The organism is Marinomonas sp. (assembly GCF_965225885.1).
Classification (GTDB): Bacteria; Pseudomonadota; Gammaproteobacteria; order Pseudomonadales; family Marinomonadaceae; genus Marinomonas.
Window position 1 is genome coordinate 1,554,276 of record NZ_OZ245329.1, and the last position, 17,798, is coordinate 1,572,073.

Here is a 17,798-nt window from a genome sequence, read left to right on the forward strand (position 1 = left end):
AATATGCACCCATGTATCAAGTAAGATAAATTTGCGCTAATTATAGGTCGAAGAGAACGAAAAACCAATGAAATAAGGATAATAGATGGAGATTGCTGGCGGTTATTTACAATAGATGGCTGGGGTAGAAGGATTCGAACCTACGCATGACGGGATCAAAACCCGTTGCCTTACCGCTTGGCTATACCCCAATAAAGGATTTTCTTTTTTTAACTGGTGGCTATGACTAGATTCGAACTAGTGACCCCATCATTATGAGTGATGTGCTCTAACCAACTGAGCTACATAGCCTTAACAGTAATTATTACTAAAAATGTGTCGATGGCTGGGGTAGAAGGATTCGAACCTACGCATGACGGGATCAAAACCCGTTGCCTTACCGCTTGGCTATACCCCAATATCGAATTGTGGTGGCTATGACTAGATTCGAACTAGTGACCCCATCATTATGAGTGATGTGCTCTAACCAACTGAGCTACATAGCCATTCGTCTGTTGGCTGGGGTAGAAGGATTCGAACCTACGCATGACGGGATCAAAACCCGTTGCCTTACCGCTTGGCTATACCCCAACAGACTGACACAAAAACAGTTTATATAAATCGATCTACTGCCTCTGTGGCGCGATATTATTCATATAACCTGTTAATGGGTCAAGTGTTTTCTTAAAATGTTTTATTATCTATTAAACATTAAAGCGGAAATGCATTACATCGCCGTCTTTTACGATGTAATCTTTTCCTTCAAGACGCCATTTCCCGGCTTCTTTAGCGCCACTTTCACCCTTATATTGGATGAAATCGTTATAACTGATGACTTCTGCGCGGATAAAGCCTTTTTCAAAGTCCGTGTGGATCACACCAGCAGCCTGTGGGCCTGTTGCGCCTTGTTTGACTGTCCATGCACGCACTTCCTTTACGCCTGCTGTGAAGTAGGTCTGAAGGCCTAGTAACTCATAGCCGGCACGGATCACTCGATCCAAACCTGGTTCTTCCATGCCCATTTCATCAAGAAATTCCTGCATCTCTTCCGTATCCAGCTCGGAAATCTCTGCTTCGAGCTGATTACAAATTGGAACGACCATTGCGCCTTCTGCTTCTGCGATTGCACGTACTTGGTCAAGATGTGGGTTGTTTTCAAAACCATCTTCAGCAACGTTGGCAATGTACATGGTTGGTTTTGTCGTCAAGAGGTGCAATGAACGAACTTCTTTCTTCTGTTCGTCAGACATTTCCATCGAGCGAACTGGCAAACCGTTTTCTAAGTGCTCTTTGATGTTTTCTAGAAATGCTTTATGAGCAATGGCTTCTTTATTGCCGCTTTTAGCGTTTTTGGCTGTGCGGAAGATTTGTTTGTCGATTGATTCAATATCAGCAAAGATTAGCTCAAGGTTAATCACTTCAATGTCTAGTTTCGGATTCACGTGGTTTGAAACGTGAATAACATTGTCGTCTTCAAAACAACGAACAACGTGAGCAATGGCATCCGTTTCACGAATGTTAGCTAGGAACTTGTTACCAAGGCCCTCACCTTTTGACGCGCCTTCTACAAGGCCTGCAATATCAACAAATTCCATTGTGGTCGCGAGAACGCGCTCAGGTTTTACAATTTCAGCTAGTGCGTCTAGGCGAGGGTCTGGCATGGCAACAACGCCAGCATTCGGCTCAATGGTGCAGAACGGAAAGTTTTCAGCGCCAATGCCTGCTTTGGTTAATGCATTAAATAGAGTAGATTTACCAACGTTAGGTAGCCCAACGATGCCGCAATTAAAACCCATAGTGAGATTCCTAATAATTAAGTGATTATGCTTTGAAGCTGTGCAGTTGATTCATCACGGCATTCAGATTGCCGCGAACAATGTCATCCACATAGCGTAATGATTCGTCGATTGTTTGTTCTATTTTTGTGTAATCATCTGGAGCTGCTTTTTTCAGAACGTAATTGGCTACTTGGCTTGCATGTCCAGGATGTCCAATACCAATTCTGAGACGACCAAATTCTCGACTGTTCGCCAGCTTTGAAATAATGTCTTTTAATCCGTTGTGACCACCATGCCCACCGCCTTGTTTTAATTTGACGGTACCTGGGGGAATATCTAGTTCATCGTAAATGACAAGGATTTCTTCAGGAGGGATTTTATAAAACTGGCAGACGGCCTGAACCGCTTTACCGCTTAAATTCATATAGGTGGTGGGAATAAGGAGATAACACTCTTCACCAGCTATATAAACTTTGCCAAATTGGCCAAAAAACTTTTTCTCAGAACGAAGAAGGCATTGGCTCTGACGAGCCAATGCCTCAATCCACTGAGCGCCTGCATTGTGGCGAGTGTTCTCGTATTCGCTGCCTGGATTTCCCAAGCCTACTAATAATCTGAAACCTGCCACAATACTGCCTTCAATGAGATCTTAACGTTTAGACTTACCGATACGAGCGATAGGTTGGTCGTGATCTTCGCCTTTAAGCAAAGACACAAGCTCTACGCCTTCAGGAAGGATAACATCAGACAAGTGGAAGATTTGATCAAGTTGGCCTTTGATTACATCTACTGTCAATACTTCTGGAAGGTTCGCAGGTAAACAACGAACTTCAGCCAATTTAGACTCAACAGTCAAACGACCACCTTGTTTGCTAACACCATCACTTTGTGCAGCGTTGATGAAAGTTAAAGGAACACGAGTAGTGATCACTTTATCCGCTTGAGCGCGCTGAAGATCCATGTGCATTACAGCGCCAGTTGATGGGTGGCGTTGTAGAGCTTTAACAAGAACTTGTTCAGTTTTGCCTTCAACAGTTACTTCAACTAGGCCAGTTAAAAAGCCAGGAGTAGCAACAGCTTTAAGTAGCTCGTTGTCTTTGAAAGAGATAGATACTGGAGCAGTTTCACCGCCATAAATAACAGCTGGCACTAGGCCTTCGTTACGAAGGCGGCGGCTCGCACCTTTACCTTCTTGAGTACGTGCTACGGCATTAATAGATAATGACATGGTATTTTCCTAATAATTAATAAAGTTTGTGCCCAGAAATGCGACCCGTTCCGAGCGTTAGTGTTTGGCTTAGGCCCCAAACATGGCACTGATAGACTCTTCGTTGCATACACGACGAACAGCCTCCGCCATAATGTCAGACATTGACAATTGGCGTATTTGAGGGCAATTAAGCGCCTCTTGTGTTAATGGGATGGTATCAGTCACGACCAACTCATCAAGCACGGAATTTTTAATGTTTTCAATGGCTTTGCCAGACAGTACAGGGTGAGTACAGTAAGCAAGTACTTTTGCCGCACCGTGTTCTTTTAGAGCTTTTGCCGCTGCGCACAATGTGCCGCCGGTATCACACATGTCGTCCACTAGAACGCACGTTTTGCCTGCGACATCACCGATCAAGTGCATGATCTGTGCTTCGTTAGCACGAGGGCGACGCTTATCTATGATGGCTAAGTCCGCATCATCTAGTAATTTTGCAAAAGCACGAGCTCGAACAACACCACCAACATCAGGAGAAACAACCGTGATGTTTTCATGGCCTTGGCGTTGTAAATCGTCAAGCAACAATGGGGTGGCGTAGACGTTATCAACAGGGATGTCAAAAAATCCTTGGATTTGGTCTGCATGAAGATCAACCGTTAATACGCGATTGATGCCTACTGCGGAAATCATATCGGCAACAACTTTTGCTGTAATTGGAACACGTGCAGAGCGTACGCGTCGATCCTGACGAGCGTATCCAAAGTAAGGGATAACTGCTGTTACGCGAGTAGCCGAGGCGCGACGTAATGCGTCGGCCATGACGATAAGTTCCATTAAATTATCATTACTAGGTGCACAGGTAGATTGGATAATGAAAACGTCTTTACCGCGAACATTTTCATTGATCTCGACCGTAATTTCACCGTCGCTAAATTTACCTACGGTTGCATTTCCGATAGGTAGCCCTAGGCGACGAACCACCCTGCGAGCGAGTTCAGGGTTTGCATTACCGGTAAAAACCATCAACTTGGACACTGTGTATACCTTTTGTATTTTGTAGCGATGACTATTTATTAGCCAAGAAAAGACTGGCTGAGGTAGTGTTGTCTATGTGGCACACCTCTATTTTGCTCAATCCACTGGTTTAGCGCAGCGTGTGTTGGAGAAGTGTTACAGCCACGGCAAACCCAACTCTGCCATTTTTTCGGTGTAAACGATCTTACTCGCTCAGCGTCGTGCAAATTATCGAATGCTAAAAAGAGACAAGCGCCAGTTCCTGTAAGTTTTGCGTCGCCATGATTTTTCAACCATAAATATGCTTCATTGACCTCAGGATTGTGCTTTTTTACCACGTCTAAGCAATCATTATGCCCACCCAGCTTCAAGGCGTGCGATATTCTGATGGGAGGGGTGTCTCTTGTCAAATATTTATCGGTAAAAATTTGACCAGTTGAAACATGACAATTGGGCTTTATGAGCAAAAAATACGGGGTATCTAACTCGACTTTTTGCAGCTTTTCTCCTACACCTTCTGCAAAGGCCGCAAAGCCCATCACAAAAACAGGAATATCAGCACCTAATTGCACACCTAATTCGGCCAGTTTTTCTAAAGAAAGATGGCATTCCCATAATACGTTTAGAGCTAATAAAGTGGTTGCTGCGTTTGAGCTACCGCCGCCAATGCCGCCACCCATAGGTAATTGTTTTGTTAAGGTTATATCTATGCCGAAAGTGGCGTCTTTCTTGAAGGGCGTAAGCAGTTTTGCCGCTTTATATATGAGGTTATCTTCGGTAGGAAGCTCTTCAATGATGGGTGAGATTGTGACTTGGTCATTGCGAGTTAGTGAAAAATCAAGCGTGTCACATAAGTCAATAAATTGAAACAGTGTTTGTAATTCATGGTAGCCGTCTTCCCGTCGACCCGTAATGTGTAAAAATAAATTTAATTTTGCAGGAGAAGGTAATTGCATCTTAGTTACTGAATAGTCCATTGGTTAATAATTAAATTCACTCTAAATGGCGGGTTCGACACCTGCATTTTTTGCGGTAACGACAAACCATCAATCTTAGTAAAGTTGCTGTAGATAATAAGCCAGCCATCCTGTTCTATTTTATTTGGTAATTGGCTGTCTGGATTTTTGCTTACTCTAGCGGCTGAGTCTGGAGAGGCGAGTCCTCTTATCCAGTAAGTAACTTGTTTGACTGGGAATTCCCAGCCTAATTCTTGTTGTAATAAGGTTGCAGGATCATTGCCAGTGATGACTTTATCCTCATAGGATAAAGTGACTTTGCCATCAGTTGCTTGGTTTAGGTTAGTGGCGCCTTGCCCGAAAGGACCAACAATACTGAGGTCAAAAGTTTTTGCATCTTTTTGCCAATTGAAATTACCAGAAACAGCGTCATTTTGGGTTCGTATACCGACTCTGCCAGATGTTTCCCATTTTGAAATGGCACTAACGCTTTCTGGAGGCGGTGTTATGGGGCCTGTTGGCCTTGTGCTACAGGCGCTAATAAGTGCGGTAAAAGCAAGAATACAGAGTGTGCGATAAGTCATGATGGTTTATCCTGTTTTCGTTCTTCAAGTAACGACGGTGACAGTCGTTTAATAGTGTCGAGTAAAAGAGGTGTATCGGGTGATGTCTTTAAAGCCGCTTCCCATACGGCTATCGCTTCTTTGTAATGGCGTTGTTTCCATAGTGATTCGCCGTAGTGAGCTGCGATTTCAGCGTCTGGCAAAATTGACCAAGCCTTTTTTAAGTAATAAGAAGACTGTTCAAACTCTCCCTTTAGAAAAAATCCCCAGCCTAAGCTATCAATAATGGCTGGATCGCTGTCTACTTTTTCATAAGCTGACTCAATGTACTTCATTGCCTCATCTATGCGCTTGGTCTGAGAGAGTAGCGTATAACCGAGGGCATTTAGGTACTGCGGGTTGTCTGGGTCTTTTTGTAGTAAGAACTTTAATTCTTTCTCGGTGATCTCCCAGTTACCAAGCGTGTCAGCGAGTAGCGCTTTGTGATAACGCAAGGCGTCAGATTCAGGCAGTGCGATAAGGGCATCGCTGACTAGCTCGAATGATAGATCAGTGTGACCTTTTTCTTCATGAAGGCGACTAATAGTATCAACTTGCTCTGGCATATTTTCTCGCGGTGTTCTGTTGAGGACCATGTTATTGATGTCATTTTCCTTGCCTTCATCATAAAACCACAGCGCCAGTTGGTTAGTTGCATTCGTGCGTAAATTACCGTCTACTTTTTTCATCAATTCTATGGCTTGTGCTTTTTTGTCTAATTGAGCCAGAGCAATAGCCGTTAAATATTGAATCTGATTCGATAGACCGAGTTGCTTTTCAGGAAGGCTGTCAGCTGTCGATAGTGTTAATCCTGGCTGATTGTGCTCCAATAAAGTTCGCATCAGGTTAATGCCGACTTGTAGTTTTTCTGCCGTTTCTAAATCTGCTTTTTGATAAGTTTCGGTCGCAACTTGTGATTGTCCATTTTCCACAAGGAAGTCGATTAAAGGTGTGAGCACTCTTGTTTTGCTTGGGAAGTGTTTCAATGCTGTGTATAACGTTTTGATCGCATCGTCTAGTCGGCCAAGGTTTTTTTGGCTAAAGGCTAAAATGAGATAAAGCGTTTCACTTTTGTCTGCATTGGTTTTTTTTAGCAGCTGCTCTGACGTGTCAATTGCGAGCTGGTACTTACCTGAAAGTAATAAAAGATGCGCATAGCTTACTTGTATATATTGGTTATTTTTTAATTCAGGCGACAGCGCAGATATTGCCACTTCAATGGTGTTAACTTGGTCATTATCACGGACATTATCTTCAAGATAAAGTGGCAGGAACCGCAGCGAAACTTTATGTCTTATTGCATTAGTGAGTAATGTGGTGACTTCTTCTGCGCGGTTATCTTTGATAAGAACCTGTAATTTTAACGAATAGGCAGCTTCTGATGTCGGGTCAGCAGAAAGCCATAAATTTGCACTTCTTTCTATGTAAAGATAATTCTGAGAAACCACAGCAATGTGTGTCAGTCGTTCGATTAATGTGATATCGCCGGATTGGCTGGCTAATTCATAAAAAGGTTCAAAAGCTTTGTTTGGGCCTTCTCTTTGTAAGATGAATTCGGCATTGAGCAATTCTTCAATTTTGCTCTCACTGACAAAAGTATCCGTGTTAGGCGTCTCTTCACTTGATGGTAAAATATTTTGTTGAGGCGTATTTTGGCTACACGCGTTCAATAGGGGCAGGCTTAGAAGGATGAAAAGCAACCAAGCCCCTTTTGTAATGGGCTTTGGATAATCTTTATTGTTAATAGAGCCTAAAATAGCATGCATGTTATTTCTCGATGCAAAATTCATATAACCCTTATGGTATCGCTAGCGGCTCGTTATGTCAGTTATAACTATAAATTAATCCTATTACTTTTATTGATCATTTGGGGTGCGAAAAAAAGCGAATTTCTCGTATAATGTGTCTTCTTTATGTAAAGAGTCATGTTGGAGCAATGCTTGCTTCTGTCATTACCTTAAGATCTCGATCTTTGAGAAGAGTCCTGAATGCCGCTAATTACTGTAGGTGTAAATCACAAAACTGCGCCGGTCTCGATACGTGAGCGCGTGGCCTTTGCGCCTGAAAAGATGATCGATGCCTTGTCTTCTCTGATATCGGAGAATAAAGCCAATGAAGCAGTGATAGTTTCGACCTGTAATCGCACTGAGCTCTATTGTTCTGTTGAGGATTTTAGCAAGGTAGATGAGGTAATTGCTTGGCTTGGAAAATATCACGGTATTGCTTTGCCTGAATTGCAGCAATATTGCTATACGCACGCTGATGACGAGAGTGTTCGCCATGTTATGCGTGTGGCGTCAGGCTTAGATTCTTTGATTCTCGGTGAGCCTCAGATTCTTGGGCAGGTAAAATCTGCTTATGCGGTTTCGCAAGAAGGTTCTTGTATTGGTCCGGAACTAGAGTCTTTATTTCAGCGTACTTTTTCTGTCGCTAAGCGTGTACGTACGGATACTGCCATTGGTGAAAACCCGGTTTCTATTGCGTTTGCTGCAGTGAGTCTGGCACAACGTATTTTCGCCGATATCAGAAACAGTACGGCGTTATTAATTGGCGCTGGACAAACTATTGAGCTGGTAGCGCGGCATCTTAAAGAAAATGGTATTAAACGCATCATAGTAGCCAACCGAACCTTGGCGCGAGCTCAGGTTTTAGCGGATGAGCTTAATGCTGAAGCCATCATGTTGGGGGAAATTGGCGATTATTTATCACAAGCCGACATTGTTATTTCTTCTACTGCTAGCCAATTACCGATTATCGGTAAAGGCATGGTAGAGCGTGCAACGTCGCAACGTCGTCACTCGCCAATGCTATTAATTGATATTGCTGTACCTCGTGATATTGAGCCAGAAGTAGATGAAGTGAACGACGCTTACCTTTATACCGTCGATGATCTTCATTCAGTGATTGAAGAAAATGTCAGAGCAAGGCAAGATGCAGCGAAAGCGGCCGAGCAAATGATCGAGGAAGGGGTTGATTCTTACCGACGCGTGGTTGAGTCGAGAAAGGTATCTGACCTGATAGTGACCTTTAGGCAATCTGCTGAGGCCATCAAAAACACAGAACTGGAAAAAGCTTTAAAAGGTCTTGAAATGGGGCAGTCTCCTGAGCAAGTGCTTAACAAGCTTGCTCATGGCTTAATGAATAAACTCATTCATGCTCCAACGCGTTATTTACGTGATGCTGGTGCCGACGCCGATCAAGATGCATTAATCATTGCCTCAAATGTATTGGGCATTTACGAAGAAAAAGATAATTAAAAAATGAAAGAATCCATAAAGTTAAAATTAGAAAGTTTATCTGATCGTTATGATGAGTTAGCTGCGTTATTAGGCGTAGCTGAAGTTATTATGGATCAAGATTTGTTCCGTGCTTATTCCAAAGAGTACGCAGAGCTTGAGCCTGTTGTTAAGTGTTTTAATGAGTTTCAGCAAATAGATGAAAATATTGCCGAAGCAGAATTGATGATGACCGATGCGGACCCAGATATTAAAGAAATGGGGGTGGAAGAATACAAAGCTGGCCAAGCTCAAAAAGAAGAGCTTCAGCTGGTATTACAAAAATTGCTTTTGCCTAAAGACCCGAATGATTCTCGAAACGTATTTTTAGAAGTTCGTGCCGGAACCGGTGGTGATGAAGCCTCTATTTTCTCTGGCGATTTATTCCGTATGTATTCTCGTTATGCAGAGATGCAGCGTTGGAAGGTTGAAATCGTTAGTGCGAGCGATGGTGAGCATGGCGGTTATAAAGAAGTGATTGCTCGTATTGTTGGTGATGGTGCTTACTCTAAACTGAAATTTGAATCCGGTGCTCATCGAGTTCAGCGTGTTCCAGCGACGGAATCACAAGGTCGTATTCATACGTCAGCTTGTACTGTCGCGGTTATGCCTGAAATGGATGAATTGGATGACATCATTATTAACAAATCCGATTTGCGTATTGATACTTTCCGAGCCTCTGGCGCAGGTGGTCAGCACGTAAACAAAACAGACTCGGCAATTCGTTTGACGCACATTCCAACTGGTGTGGTTGTCGAGTGTCAAGAGGAGCGCTCTCAGCATAAAAACCGTGCTAAGGCGATGTCTTTATTGGCTTCTCGTTTACAAGCGGCAGAGCAAGAAAAGGCGGCAAGTGAACAATCTGAAGCACGTAAATCTTTAGTCGGTAGTGGCGATCGTTCTGAACGTATTCGTACTTACAACTATCCACAAAGCCGAGTGACTGATCACCGTATTAACCTAACTTTGTACAAGCTGGATGAAATTGTTGCTGGTGAATTAGACTCTTTGATCAACCCGCTCGTGAATGAGTTCCAAGCGGAGCAGCTTGCAGCGCTAAGTGGCGACAATTAATCTGAATAAATAAAGGCAATCATCGCATATGCGAATTGATGAACTATTAAAAGGCGCTTACGAGCGCCTTACTTTTGTCTCTGATACTGCGCAGTTAGATGCGCAGTTATTGCTTGCTCACGTCTTGGCTGTGTCAACATCGTATTTTTATACCTGGCCTGAAAAACTAGTCAGTTCGTCAAACGTTGAGCAATTTAACGACTTATTGGCTCGACGTGAACTTGGTCAACCTATTGCTTACTTATTGGGGCAGCAAGCGTTTTGGAGTTTGGATCTGGAGGTCGCTCCTTGTACTTTGATTCCTCGAGCTGACACTGAGCGGCTGGTGGAGGTGGCTTTGTCTGTGCTTGATATAAGCAAGGCAAACCGTATTCTAGATCTTGGTACAGGAACAGGGGCGATTGCCTTGTCTCTGGCGTTAGAGCAACCTAAATCGACTGTTGTTGGCGTGGATCTAGTTGAAGAGGCGGTGGCTTTAGCCAAGCGTAATGCAGCACGCAATCAGCTTAGTAATGTGACGTTTATACAAAGCAGCTGGTTTGATGCGCTGGAAGGCTGCGAGCCATTTGATTTGATTGTGTCGAACCCGCCTTATATTGACCCTGATGATGTGCATTTGTCACAGGGCGATGTGCGTTTTGAACCGAAAAGTGCGTTGGTGGCGGATAATCACGGTATGGCAGACATTGAGCATATTGTTCAAATAGCGCCTAATTTCATGGCTCCAGATGCTTATTTGATGTTCGAGCACGGTTATGACCAAGCGACCCTTGTTCGAGCCTGTCTGATCAACGCGGGCTTTGTGGCCGTCGAGAGCTTTCAAGATTTAGGTGGCAATGATCGGGTAACTATTGGGCAATATAAAGAAAAGAAGTAAGCGCTAGCGTTAGTGTTAGTGCTTACTTCCATATGACTTGCTATTTTTTCGGTTGTGCGCTTTCTGGACGAATAAACACAGGAGTGTCTTTTGTTGATTGCTGAGGATCATAGTGATAGCCAGCAAGGTTAAATGCTTTAAGTTCATCTAGCGTTTCACAACGGTTTTCAATGAGGTAGCGAGCCATCAAGCCGCGGGCTTTTTTCGCATAAAAGCTAATAACTTTAAACTTGCCATTTTTTTCGTCGAGGAAATTCGGGCTAATTAATGGCGAAGTGAGCTTTTTCTTGTTAACCGCTTTGAAATACTCGTTAGACGCCAAGTTGACCAGTAATTCGCCTTCTTCGAGAGTTTCGTTAATTTTATCAACAATGATGTCGCCCCAAAACTGATAGAGATTAGTGCCTCTGTCGTTCTTTAAGCTAGTGCCCATTTCTAATCGATAAGCTTGCATCAAATCTAATGGTTTTAGTAAGCCGTAAAGACCACTCAAAATACGTAGAGATTTTTGGGCGTATTTCATATCGGTTTTACTTAATGAGTAAGCGTCTAGTCCTGTGTACACATCGCCCATAAAAGTGTAGATAGCTGGACGGCTGTTATCTTTAGTGTGATCTTTTTGCCACTCTTGGTAGCGTGACACGTTTAAGGTAGCGAGCTTGTCACTGAGTTTCATTAGTGAGGCTATCTCTGCAGGTGTGCTTGGCTTGATTGTATTAATAAGCTGTTGAGATTCGTCCAATAGCTCAGGCTCACTAAACATGTCGATGCTCGGTTTGGATGTTAGGTCTAATGTTTTCGCTGGGGATATTAAAAACTTCATAGGGATTCCATCTGCTTGATCATTGCGTTTGCTAAAGATTATCCATAGAGTGTCGATAGATATCCAGACAATGCTTTAATAGAGACAATTTATGAAGAATAATCTGATACCATTCCCTTCTTCTCGTCAGAGTAATGACGAAAAAGAAGTTTCTCTTGCATCCAAGGATGAATTAGCGGCACTTCGAGCGGCTTTTGATAAAGCCCGTGCTGATTGGGTGGTTGAGCTTGCTGAGTTACCAGAAAATAATAAAATTTGTAGTGGCTCAAAAAAATAATTAGATAACTTCTAATGTTTTAAATGGGCTGCCTGTCTAAGGTGTTCAACCCATGTTGCTTTTTCTTGTTCGAAACTCTCTTCCTTTCATGTTTGTGTTCGCCATACTTGGCTTTTTATTGCCGTCTGTCTCGTTAGCATTCTTCCCCTTTTTACCTATTGTACTGTTTGCCCTGATGTCATTGACGCTGTTGGGTATGAAACAAAATGAATTAATGAAGCGATTAAGCAGTAAGGAAATATGGCTGTATTCAGTCCTACATTCTGCTGTGTTTATGGGCGTAGTCAGTGTGATTGGCTGGTGGTTATCGTTTGATTCTGATCTTCTATTAGCCGTTGTTGCTGTGGCTGCGACAGGGTCTTTATTTGCGACGCCTGCCATTGTAAGAGCATTAGGCTTTGACAGCTTGCAGGCCATGGCAATGACGATTGCAACGACATTAGTTTTGCCTCTTTCAATTTTTATGACCTTGGTATTCTTTCAGACACAAAGTGTTGAATTGGATTGGGGAAGCTATTTTATCCGCTTAGTGGTTTTTATATTTGGTCCAATGTTGTTCTCATTTTTGGTTCATCGCTTTTTACCGGAAGAATCATTAAGCCGTTTTTTGATGAAGATCTCGCCTTATACCATTTTATTGGTATTTGCTTTTCCATTTGGATTGGTCGGTAGTTTTCGTGTGTTATTTGATCAAGATCCAATGATGGCGTTGAATTACTTTTTGATAGCAACAGGTTTATGCTGTCTATTTTTTACCCTTTCTTATCTTTTTTATCGCAAGCACGGTAAAGCGATAGCGCTTACTGCTGCGATTACTTCAGGTAATCGAAATGTTTTACTGACATACAGTATTGCTGGTGTTCTATTGGGACCTGCCTTTTTGCCCTTGGCTGGGGCATTACAAATACCTACATATTTATTACCAGTTTTTACTCGCTGGTTGAACAGAATCTTACTAAAGTAGTATTTAGATAAACTCATCTTATGCTTAAGTTAAGATAAATTAGTTTCTATTTAAAATCGCCTTTATTTCAAGTTTCAAGGATAGCTTTCCTATGCGCCAAAATATGCCAGTGACAAATCAAGAAAAAACATTTTCTAAGGATGAGAAGCTCATTACAACGACGGATTTGAAAGGGAAAATTCTTCACTGCAATGATGCATTTGTAAAAATCAGCGGCTTTGATAAAAGTGAGTTAATTGGCAGTCCTCATAATATTGTGCGCCACCCTGATATGCCTAAAGAGGCGTTTCAAATTATGTGGGATACCTTGAAGCAAGGTAAAGCTTGGATGGGCTTAGTAAAAAACCGCTGTAAAAATGGTGATTTTTATTGGGTGGATGCTTATGTGACACCTGTCACTGAAGGTGGCAAAGTCATTGGTTATGAATCTGTGAGGACCGTACCTAGTCGTGAAGATGTAAAAAGAGCAGAGAAAGTTTATCTACGAATCAATAATGGTAAAAATGTCATTCCAAGAGTTTTTATGTCATGGAAGCTAGTATTGCCTTTAATTGGTATTGTCTTAGCTGTTGCGGCAAGCAGTGTTAATATTCTTTATGGTGCAGGCGTTCTAGCCGTGACAAGTTTATTGGCTAATGGCTTGTTCTTACTAAATCATTCAAAATTGCAGACGACTTTAAGAAAGCGATTATCAACAGCTTTTCTACATCCACTGGCAGGTGTAACTTACTCAGACACTTCTTTGGATATTGCAACACTAGATGTCGGTGTAAAGAGTTTGATATCTAGAATGGACGCAGTATTGACTCGTTTTGAAGATGAATCTTTAAAAGTATCCGAACAGTCTAAAATTGGTTTGGCATTGACCATTGAAACGACAAAAGGCATGGTGAGCCAGCAGCATGAAACTCAAGATGTTGCTGCGGCTATGCAGGAAATGACGACTACCATCAATGATGTTGCTCAACACGTACAGATGACAGCTGATAGTGCAAAGTCTTCTTTTGAATCGGCTCAAAATGGTCAAAAATAGTCCAAGAAACGCGCCAGTCTATACACCAACTGAGTGAAACGGTGAATGATATTAGTACCACAGTTCAAGAGTTGGCGGATCACTCTGAAAAAATAGCGCAAGTTGCACAAATGATTGATCAAATTGCAGAGCAAACGAATTTATTAGCCTTGAATGCGGCGATTGAGGCTGCACGTGCTGGAGAGTATGGTCGAGGTTTTGCTGTCGTGGCGGATGAAGTTCGACAGCTGGCTCAAAGAACACAAGATTCTACAAAAGACATTCATCACATCATAGAAACTTTGCGCAATGGCACTCAAAATTCGGTGATCATTGCAAATCAAGGTAAACAGGATGCCGCACAAGGGTTGGAAAAAATTGTCGAGATGGAAAGTGCATTTGTGAGTATTGTTGATGCTGTCTCAAGTATCTCTGATATGTCGATACAAATGTCAGCAGCGGTCGAAGAGCAAGCTCATGTTTCTGAGGATATTAATCGCCAAGTTGTGCGTATTTCTGATTTGTCAGTTGAGAGTTCTGATAAATCGAATCAATCAAGTGATAGTATTCGGGCATTACAAGATGTAGCGAATAATATGCACGAATTGGTCGTTCGCTTTAAATAATATTTTTTTGGTTATATGTATAAAAAGCGCTGTTATTTTCATAATAGCGCTTTTTATGTGTCATGCATTTTGTTAATGAAATTGCTAAGGCAGAGGAAGTGATTTTAATTGATTGCTAGCATGGCTTAGATTAATCATCATTAGCTCTTGGCTTGCTTTTGTGTCGCCCATGGCTTTGAGTAAGCGGCTTAGTTCTGCCAACGCTTCACTGTGTGAATCGAGATATAGGGACTGCTCATAATAATCTCTTGCTTTACCCCATAACATCATTGATTGACTTAAGCGGCCACAGACAAGGTATAAGTTCGCACTTGCAGGTTCTTTTTTTAGCCAGTTCTCGCAATTGGTTAATAATTTTTTGGCGTTATCTTGTTTGATGTTGCCGTATTCATAGATCAGCTCTTCTGACCATTTCTGATTCAAACTATTACGAATGAAGTTTTCCGCTCTTGTGTCATCGTCAAAATAAATGAGTGTTTGAGCATAAAGCTGTCTCATTCTGTCGTCTTGAGAAAGGGTGTCTAATTTATTCCATAAGCTTTCCACTTCAGAAACTAATTCTTTGTTACTCTGCCCGAGCTTATTACGAAACTTGATTTTATCAAGCAGAGCTAAGAAAGCATTACGTTCTAATTGGAGCAGATTGTCGCCATCAAATATGCCGTCTTTTTTTAGTGTTGGGGTGAGAGCGAGTAACGCATCCCAATCTTTTAGTTGTTTATAAACGGTCACTAACATTTTTAATACTTGTTTGTGTTTTGGCTTTAGTTTTTGAAGGCGTAAGAGAGAGGCGAGAGCGCCTTCATAGTGTTCTTGTTTTATCTGAATTTGGCTTTGTGCAAAGCCAATGGCGAATTCGGCCTCTGGTGTCGATTTATGAGCAGAGCGTAGTAATGCTTTTGAACGTTCTTGTTCGTCTTGCTCGCTTGCAGCGTAGGCTGCACCAATGTAATTGATTAGTGGATAAGGAACTTTTTCGGCGCTGTTGGTTAGCAACTTTTCTGCTTTATTCCAATTGCCTCCAACCAGTTCTAACATGCCACGAATGGTGTTTCGAGAGGCTCTTTTTTGCGCCAAATTGCCGGTTACTTTTGCTAATGAATTACTGGGTCTTAGAAGGATAAATAAAATGCGCTTTACCCAACTTAAAGCAAATAGAGTAATAACAATGGCAGTAATCAAGACCCATAAACTGGTCTCGATTGTGACGCCATTATAAGCCACTAAAACATAGCCGCTGTCTTGGCGCATCAGTAGCCCTAAGACACCGCCTACCGCCATCATAATGACCAGCAAGAAAAGGAGTTTTCTCATGCCTTATCTCCTAAGTCTGTTTGAGGTGATGCGGACGTATTTTCATCTTCTATTGGAGATGGCTCTACGTTATCGATAGTGCTTGGTGTGTCTGGGCTGAGGTTATTCCATTCCTTCATTAATGATTTCATTGCCATTAATGACTCTCTAGGAAGTGGTAAATCTGGTGATGGATTCAGCTGTTGTAAGGCGGTTAAGCTAGCCAAGAATGTGGTGACACTGTTTGATTGGGTTTCAAAATGCTCCGTTGTAGCGTTTGCAACTCGAGATAGTGCTTGCTGATAAATCATCGACTCGCCTTTGATCAAAGCGACTTGAGCAATTTCCAGTTGCAGTTGTATACCGGTAATGAGCTCTTGGTATTCTGCTGGTGGTAACAAAGCGTTGATTGGCTTGTGATTGTAATTAATGACTACTAGAGAACGTATGGATTTCCATAAGTTTTCCAGAACCGAAGTGATTTTGCCTGTTGTAGAGTCGTCTGCCTGTTGTATTTTCTCTGTCGTATTGGCTTGCCATTCTTTTGATGGCTCTCGTTGAGGCAGAGTCTGAACATTATCATATAAAGCGTTTAGCTTAAGGTAAGCGCCTTCTAAATCAAATTGACTAATGGATTTTAACGCTTGGATATCTTTTGCTAAGGCTTTGCGTGTTGTGAAAACGATTGGATCTTCTAACTCATTGAGAATGTCGTCGGCATTTATAAGAAGAGTGGTGGCGCCGTTGTTATCTGACTCAAGTAATAAACGCTGATTGGCTAGGCGGATTAAATACTCGGCCTCGGCTAATTTCCAGTCTTCTTTGGATGTGTTGTTAAGTCTATTAAGTTTTGATTCAAGCGATAATAATTTTTCGCTCTGTTGAGATTGCTGAGCTACGAGCTCATTTTTCTGCATTAGAATGGTTTGTTCTGTCGTTTTTACTTGTTCAATTAACTGATTAAGCTGAGATCTATCTAGAGTATTGCTGTTGATTTTTCTGTCTAGGTTGGTTTGCTGTGCTGTTAATTGTTGAACGTCTTTATTTAGAGTGCTCTGAGTGCTTTGGAAATATAGCCAACCACTTGTTGCAATAGCGATGGCTGACAGTCCAAGGGATAAAATAGCAACAGTATTTATTGAGGATGTCGGTGACATTTTTTTATCTTGTGGTGTAGTTGGTTGTTCAGGTCGTTTTTCTGAGTTCTTTGGTGTTTTCTCAATAGCCTCGTTCGCTTGTGGTTCGTGCTTATTATTATCAGTCATGCTGTTTTCCTGTGTGAAATTCTGTCGCTTTGATTAAGCTGTTATCGTCAGCGCCATTTGCGCACGAGGCATTTATCCAACCCATTTCTTTCGCTTGCTGATTTACTCTAATGCTCGGTGTGAGTATAGGCAGCGTTTTCCACTCTGGTTTATGCAGTGATACGTATTCTGAAAGATTGAGTAAACTTTCGCCACTGGTTACCCATATTAAATTGATATCGGGCAGCATAAAGAAAGTTTGAGCAGAATAGCGCGGTTTTTTTCTATCGTAGAGCGAAAGGTAACTTACCTTTGCGCCTCGTTCTTCTAGTTTATTGCCGAGTTCTGGGCGTCCGCCTTCGCCACGAACAATCAATATTTTCTGATCTTTCATTTTGGCAGGTTTTAGCCATTCAAGTAATGCTTCTGTTGTGTGTCCCGGATTTGATAGAGCCGGAACGCCTTCATCTATGAGTGTTTGTGTGGTGCCTTGTCCTATGCCAATCCAATAAACGTTAGCGGGTAACATGGGCCAACAGTCATCCAACCAATCGCAAGCGAGCCGAGCAGCGTTTTTACTAACGAATATGACGTAGTCAAATGTGTCTATATCAAATACTTGTGCCCGAATAATCGCTTTCTTATCTGCGTCTTCTATAGGCGAAATTTCCAGCATGGGTAATGGAACGGCCGTCCAACCATGAGAGCTTACGCGCTCACGGCTTAACGTATTTTCTGGTTCCGGTCTGGTAATTAGGATACGACAGTCTTGCACTGATGTTTCGCCTTTTTAT

General features: G+C 42.2%; 18 protein-coding genes and 5 tRNA genes. 7 read left to right on the forward strand and 16 right to left on the reverse strand.

The window, feature by feature from the left end:
* Positions 1 to 116: 116 nt before the first annotated feature.
* The 12 genes from ACO05V_RS07330 to ACO05V_RS07385 form a co-directional block, all read right to left on the reverse strand.
* Positions 117 to 191: transfer RNA gene (locus ACO05V_RS07330), tRNA-Gln, on the reverse strand.
* 23 nt (positions 192 to 214) lie between these two features.
* Positions 215 to 291 (reverse strand) — tRNA-Met (locus ACO05V_RS07335).
* 31 nt (positions 292 to 322) lie between these two features.
* Positions 323 to 397, reverse strand: a tRNA-Gln gene (locus tag ACO05V_RS07340).
* Positions 398 to 408: 11 nt separating this feature from the next.
* Positions 409 to 485, reverse strand: a tRNA-Met gene (locus ACO05V_RS07345).
* Positions 486 to 495: 10 nt separating this feature from the next.
* Positions 496 to 570, reverse strand: a tRNA-Gln gene (locus ACO05V_RS07350).
* A 113-nt stretch (positions 571 to 683) separates the two neighbouring features.
* Complete coding sequence (gene ychF, locus ACO05V_RS07355; RefSeq protein WP_421849039.1) at positions 684 to 1,775, reverse strand: redox-regulated ATPase YchF; 1,092 nt, start codon at positions 1,773 to 1,775, stop codon at positions 684 to 686.
* 25 nt (positions 1,776 to 1,800) lie between these two features.
* Entirely contained in the window at positions 1,801 to 2,385 is a 585-nt protein-coding gene (pth, locus tag ACO05V_RS07360) for an aminoacyl-tRNA hydrolase (protein WP_421849042.1), read from the reverse strand.
* Positions 2,386 to 2,406: 21 nt separating this feature from the next.
* Positions 2,407 to 2,985: a 50S ribosomal protein L25/general stress protein Ctc gene (locus ACO05V_RS07365; RefSeq protein ID WP_421849045.1), complete on the reverse strand. Its 579-nt coding sequence runs from the start codon at positions 2,983 to 2,985 to the stop codon at positions 2,407 to 2,409.
* A gap of 69 nt (positions 2,986 to 3,054) precedes the next feature.
* Entirely contained in the window at positions 3,055 to 4,002 is a 948-nt protein-coding gene (locus tag ACO05V_RS07370) for a ribose-phosphate diphosphokinase (protein ID WP_072842118.1), read from the reverse strand.
* 38 nt (positions 4,003 to 4,040) lie between these two features.
* Complete coding sequence (gene ispE / locus ACO05V_RS07375; RefSeq protein ID WP_421849048.1) at positions 4,041 to 4,958, reverse strand: 4-(cytidine 5'-diphospho)-2-C-methyl-D-erythritol kinase; 918 nt, start codon at positions 4,956 to 4,958, stop codon at positions 4,041 to 4,043.
* Positions 4,943 to 5,521 carry a lipoprotein insertase outer membrane protein LolB gene (gene lolB, locus ACO05V_RS07380; protein ID WP_421849051.1) on the reverse strand — a complete coding sequence of 193 codons (579 nt, stop codon included), beginning with the start codon at positions 5,519 to 5,521 and terminating at the stop codon, positions 4,943 to 4,945. The genes ispE and lolB overlap by 16 nt, the downstream gene beginning before the upstream one ends.
* Positions 5,518 to 7,305: a tetratricopeptide repeat protein gene (locus tag ACO05V_RS07385; RefSeq protein WP_421849054.1), complete on the reverse strand. Its 1,788-nt coding sequence runs from the start codon at positions 7,303 to 7,305 to the stop codon at positions 5,518 to 5,520. The genes lolB and ACO05V_RS07385 overlap by 4 nt, the downstream gene beginning before the upstream one ends.
* 222 nt (positions 7,306 to 7,527) lie before the next feature.
* Here ACO05V_RS07385 and hemA point away from each other — a divergent pair, with 222 nt between their 5' ends.
* Genes hemA through prmC form a run of 3 tightly spaced genes read left to right on the forward strand, consistent with a single transcriptional unit; the run spans position 7,528 to position 10,765 of the window.
* Positions 7,528 to 8,796, forward strand: a complete 1,269-nt coding sequence (hemA, locus tag ACO05V_RS07390) for a glutamyl-tRNA reductase (protein ID WP_421849057.1) — start codon at positions 7,528 to 7,530, stop codon at positions 8,794 to 8,796.
* Between the two features lie 3 nt (positions 8,797 to 8,799).
* The gene (prfA, locus tag ACO05V_RS07395) at positions 8,800 to 9,888 is read left to right on the forward strand and encodes a peptide chain release factor 1 (protein ID WP_421849060.1); all 1,089 of its coding nucleotides are present in this window, start codon (positions 8,800 to 8,802) and stop codon (positions 9,886 to 9,888) included.
* Positions 9,889 to 9,916: 28 nt separating this feature from the next.
* Positions 9,917 to 10,765, forward strand: a complete 849-nt coding sequence (gene prmC / locus ACO05V_RS07400) for a peptide chain release factor N(5)-glutamine methyltransferase (RefSeq protein ID WP_421849063.1) — start codon at positions 9,917 to 9,919, stop codon at positions 10,763 to 10,765.
* A 40-nt stretch (positions 10,766 to 10,805) separates the two neighbouring features.
* Here the strand turns inward: prmC and yaaA are convergent, their stop codons facing one another.
* On the reverse strand, positions 10,806 to 11,588 hold the full coding sequence (gene yaaA / locus ACO05V_RS07405; protein ID WP_421849066.1) for a peroxide stress protein YaaA: 783 nt from the start codon (positions 11,586 to 11,588) through the stop codon (positions 10,806 to 10,808).
* Between the two features lie 91 nt (positions 11,589 to 11,679).
* On the opposite strand from yaaA, the gene ACO05V_RS07410 reads away from it, so the two are divergent.
* The 4 genes from ACO05V_RS07410 (at position 11,680) to ACO05V_RS07425 (ending at position 14,467) form a co-directional block, all read left to right on the forward strand.
* Entirely contained in the window at positions 11,680 to 11,865 is a 186-nt protein-coding gene (locus ACO05V_RS07410) for a hypothetical protein (RefSeq protein ID WP_421849069.1), read from the forward strand.
* 52 nt (positions 11,866 to 11,917) lie between these two features.
* Positions 11,918 to 12,829: a hypothetical protein gene (locus ACO05V_RS07415; RefSeq protein ID WP_421849072.1), complete on the forward strand. Its 912-nt coding sequence runs from the start codon at positions 11,918 to 11,920 to the stop codon at positions 12,827 to 12,829.
* 109 nt (positions 12,830 to 12,938) lie between these two features.
* Entirely contained in the window at positions 12,939 to 13,862 is a 924-nt protein-coding gene (locus ACO05V_RS07420; RefSeq protein ID WP_421849074.1) for a PAS domain-containing protein, read from the forward strand.
* Positions 13,863 to 13,903: 41 nt separating this feature from the next.
* Positions 13,904 to 14,467 carry a methyl-accepting chemotaxis protein gene (locus tag ACO05V_RS07425; RefSeq protein WP_421849076.1) on the forward strand — a complete coding sequence of 188 codons (564 nt, stop codon included), beginning with the start codon at positions 13,904 to 13,906 and terminating at the stop codon, positions 14,465 to 14,467.
* 84 nt (positions 14,468 to 14,551) lie between these two features.
* On the opposite strand, the gene ACO05V_RS07430 is transcribed toward ACO05V_RS07425, so the two are convergent.
* Genes ACO05V_RS07430 through ACO05V_RS07440 form a run of 3 tightly spaced genes read right to left on the reverse strand, consistent with a single transcriptional unit; the run spans position 14,552 to position 17,779 of the window.
* Positions 14,552 to 15,781: a heme biosynthesis HemY N-terminal domain-containing protein gene (locus ACO05V_RS07430; protein ID WP_421849079.1), complete on the reverse strand. Its 1,230-nt coding sequence runs from the start codon at positions 15,779 to 15,781 to the stop codon at positions 14,552 to 14,554.
* Positions 15,778 to 17,025: a uroporphyrinogen-III C-methyltransferase gene (locus ACO05V_RS07435; RefSeq protein WP_421849082.1), complete on the reverse strand. Its 1,248-nt coding sequence runs from the start codon at positions 17,023 to 17,025 to the stop codon at positions 15,778 to 15,780. The genes ACO05V_RS07430 and ACO05V_RS07435 overlap by 4 nt, the downstream gene beginning before the upstream one ends.
* The gene (locus ACO05V_RS07440) at positions 17,018 to 17,779 is read right to left on the reverse strand and encodes a uroporphyrinogen-III synthase (protein ID WP_421849085.1); all 762 of its coding nucleotides are present in this window, start codon (positions 17,777 to 17,779) and stop codon (positions 17,018 to 17,020) included. The genes ACO05V_RS07435 and ACO05V_RS07440 overlap by 8 nt, the downstream gene beginning before the upstream one ends.
* Between the last annotated feature and the right edge of the window lie 19 nt (positions 17,780 to 17,798).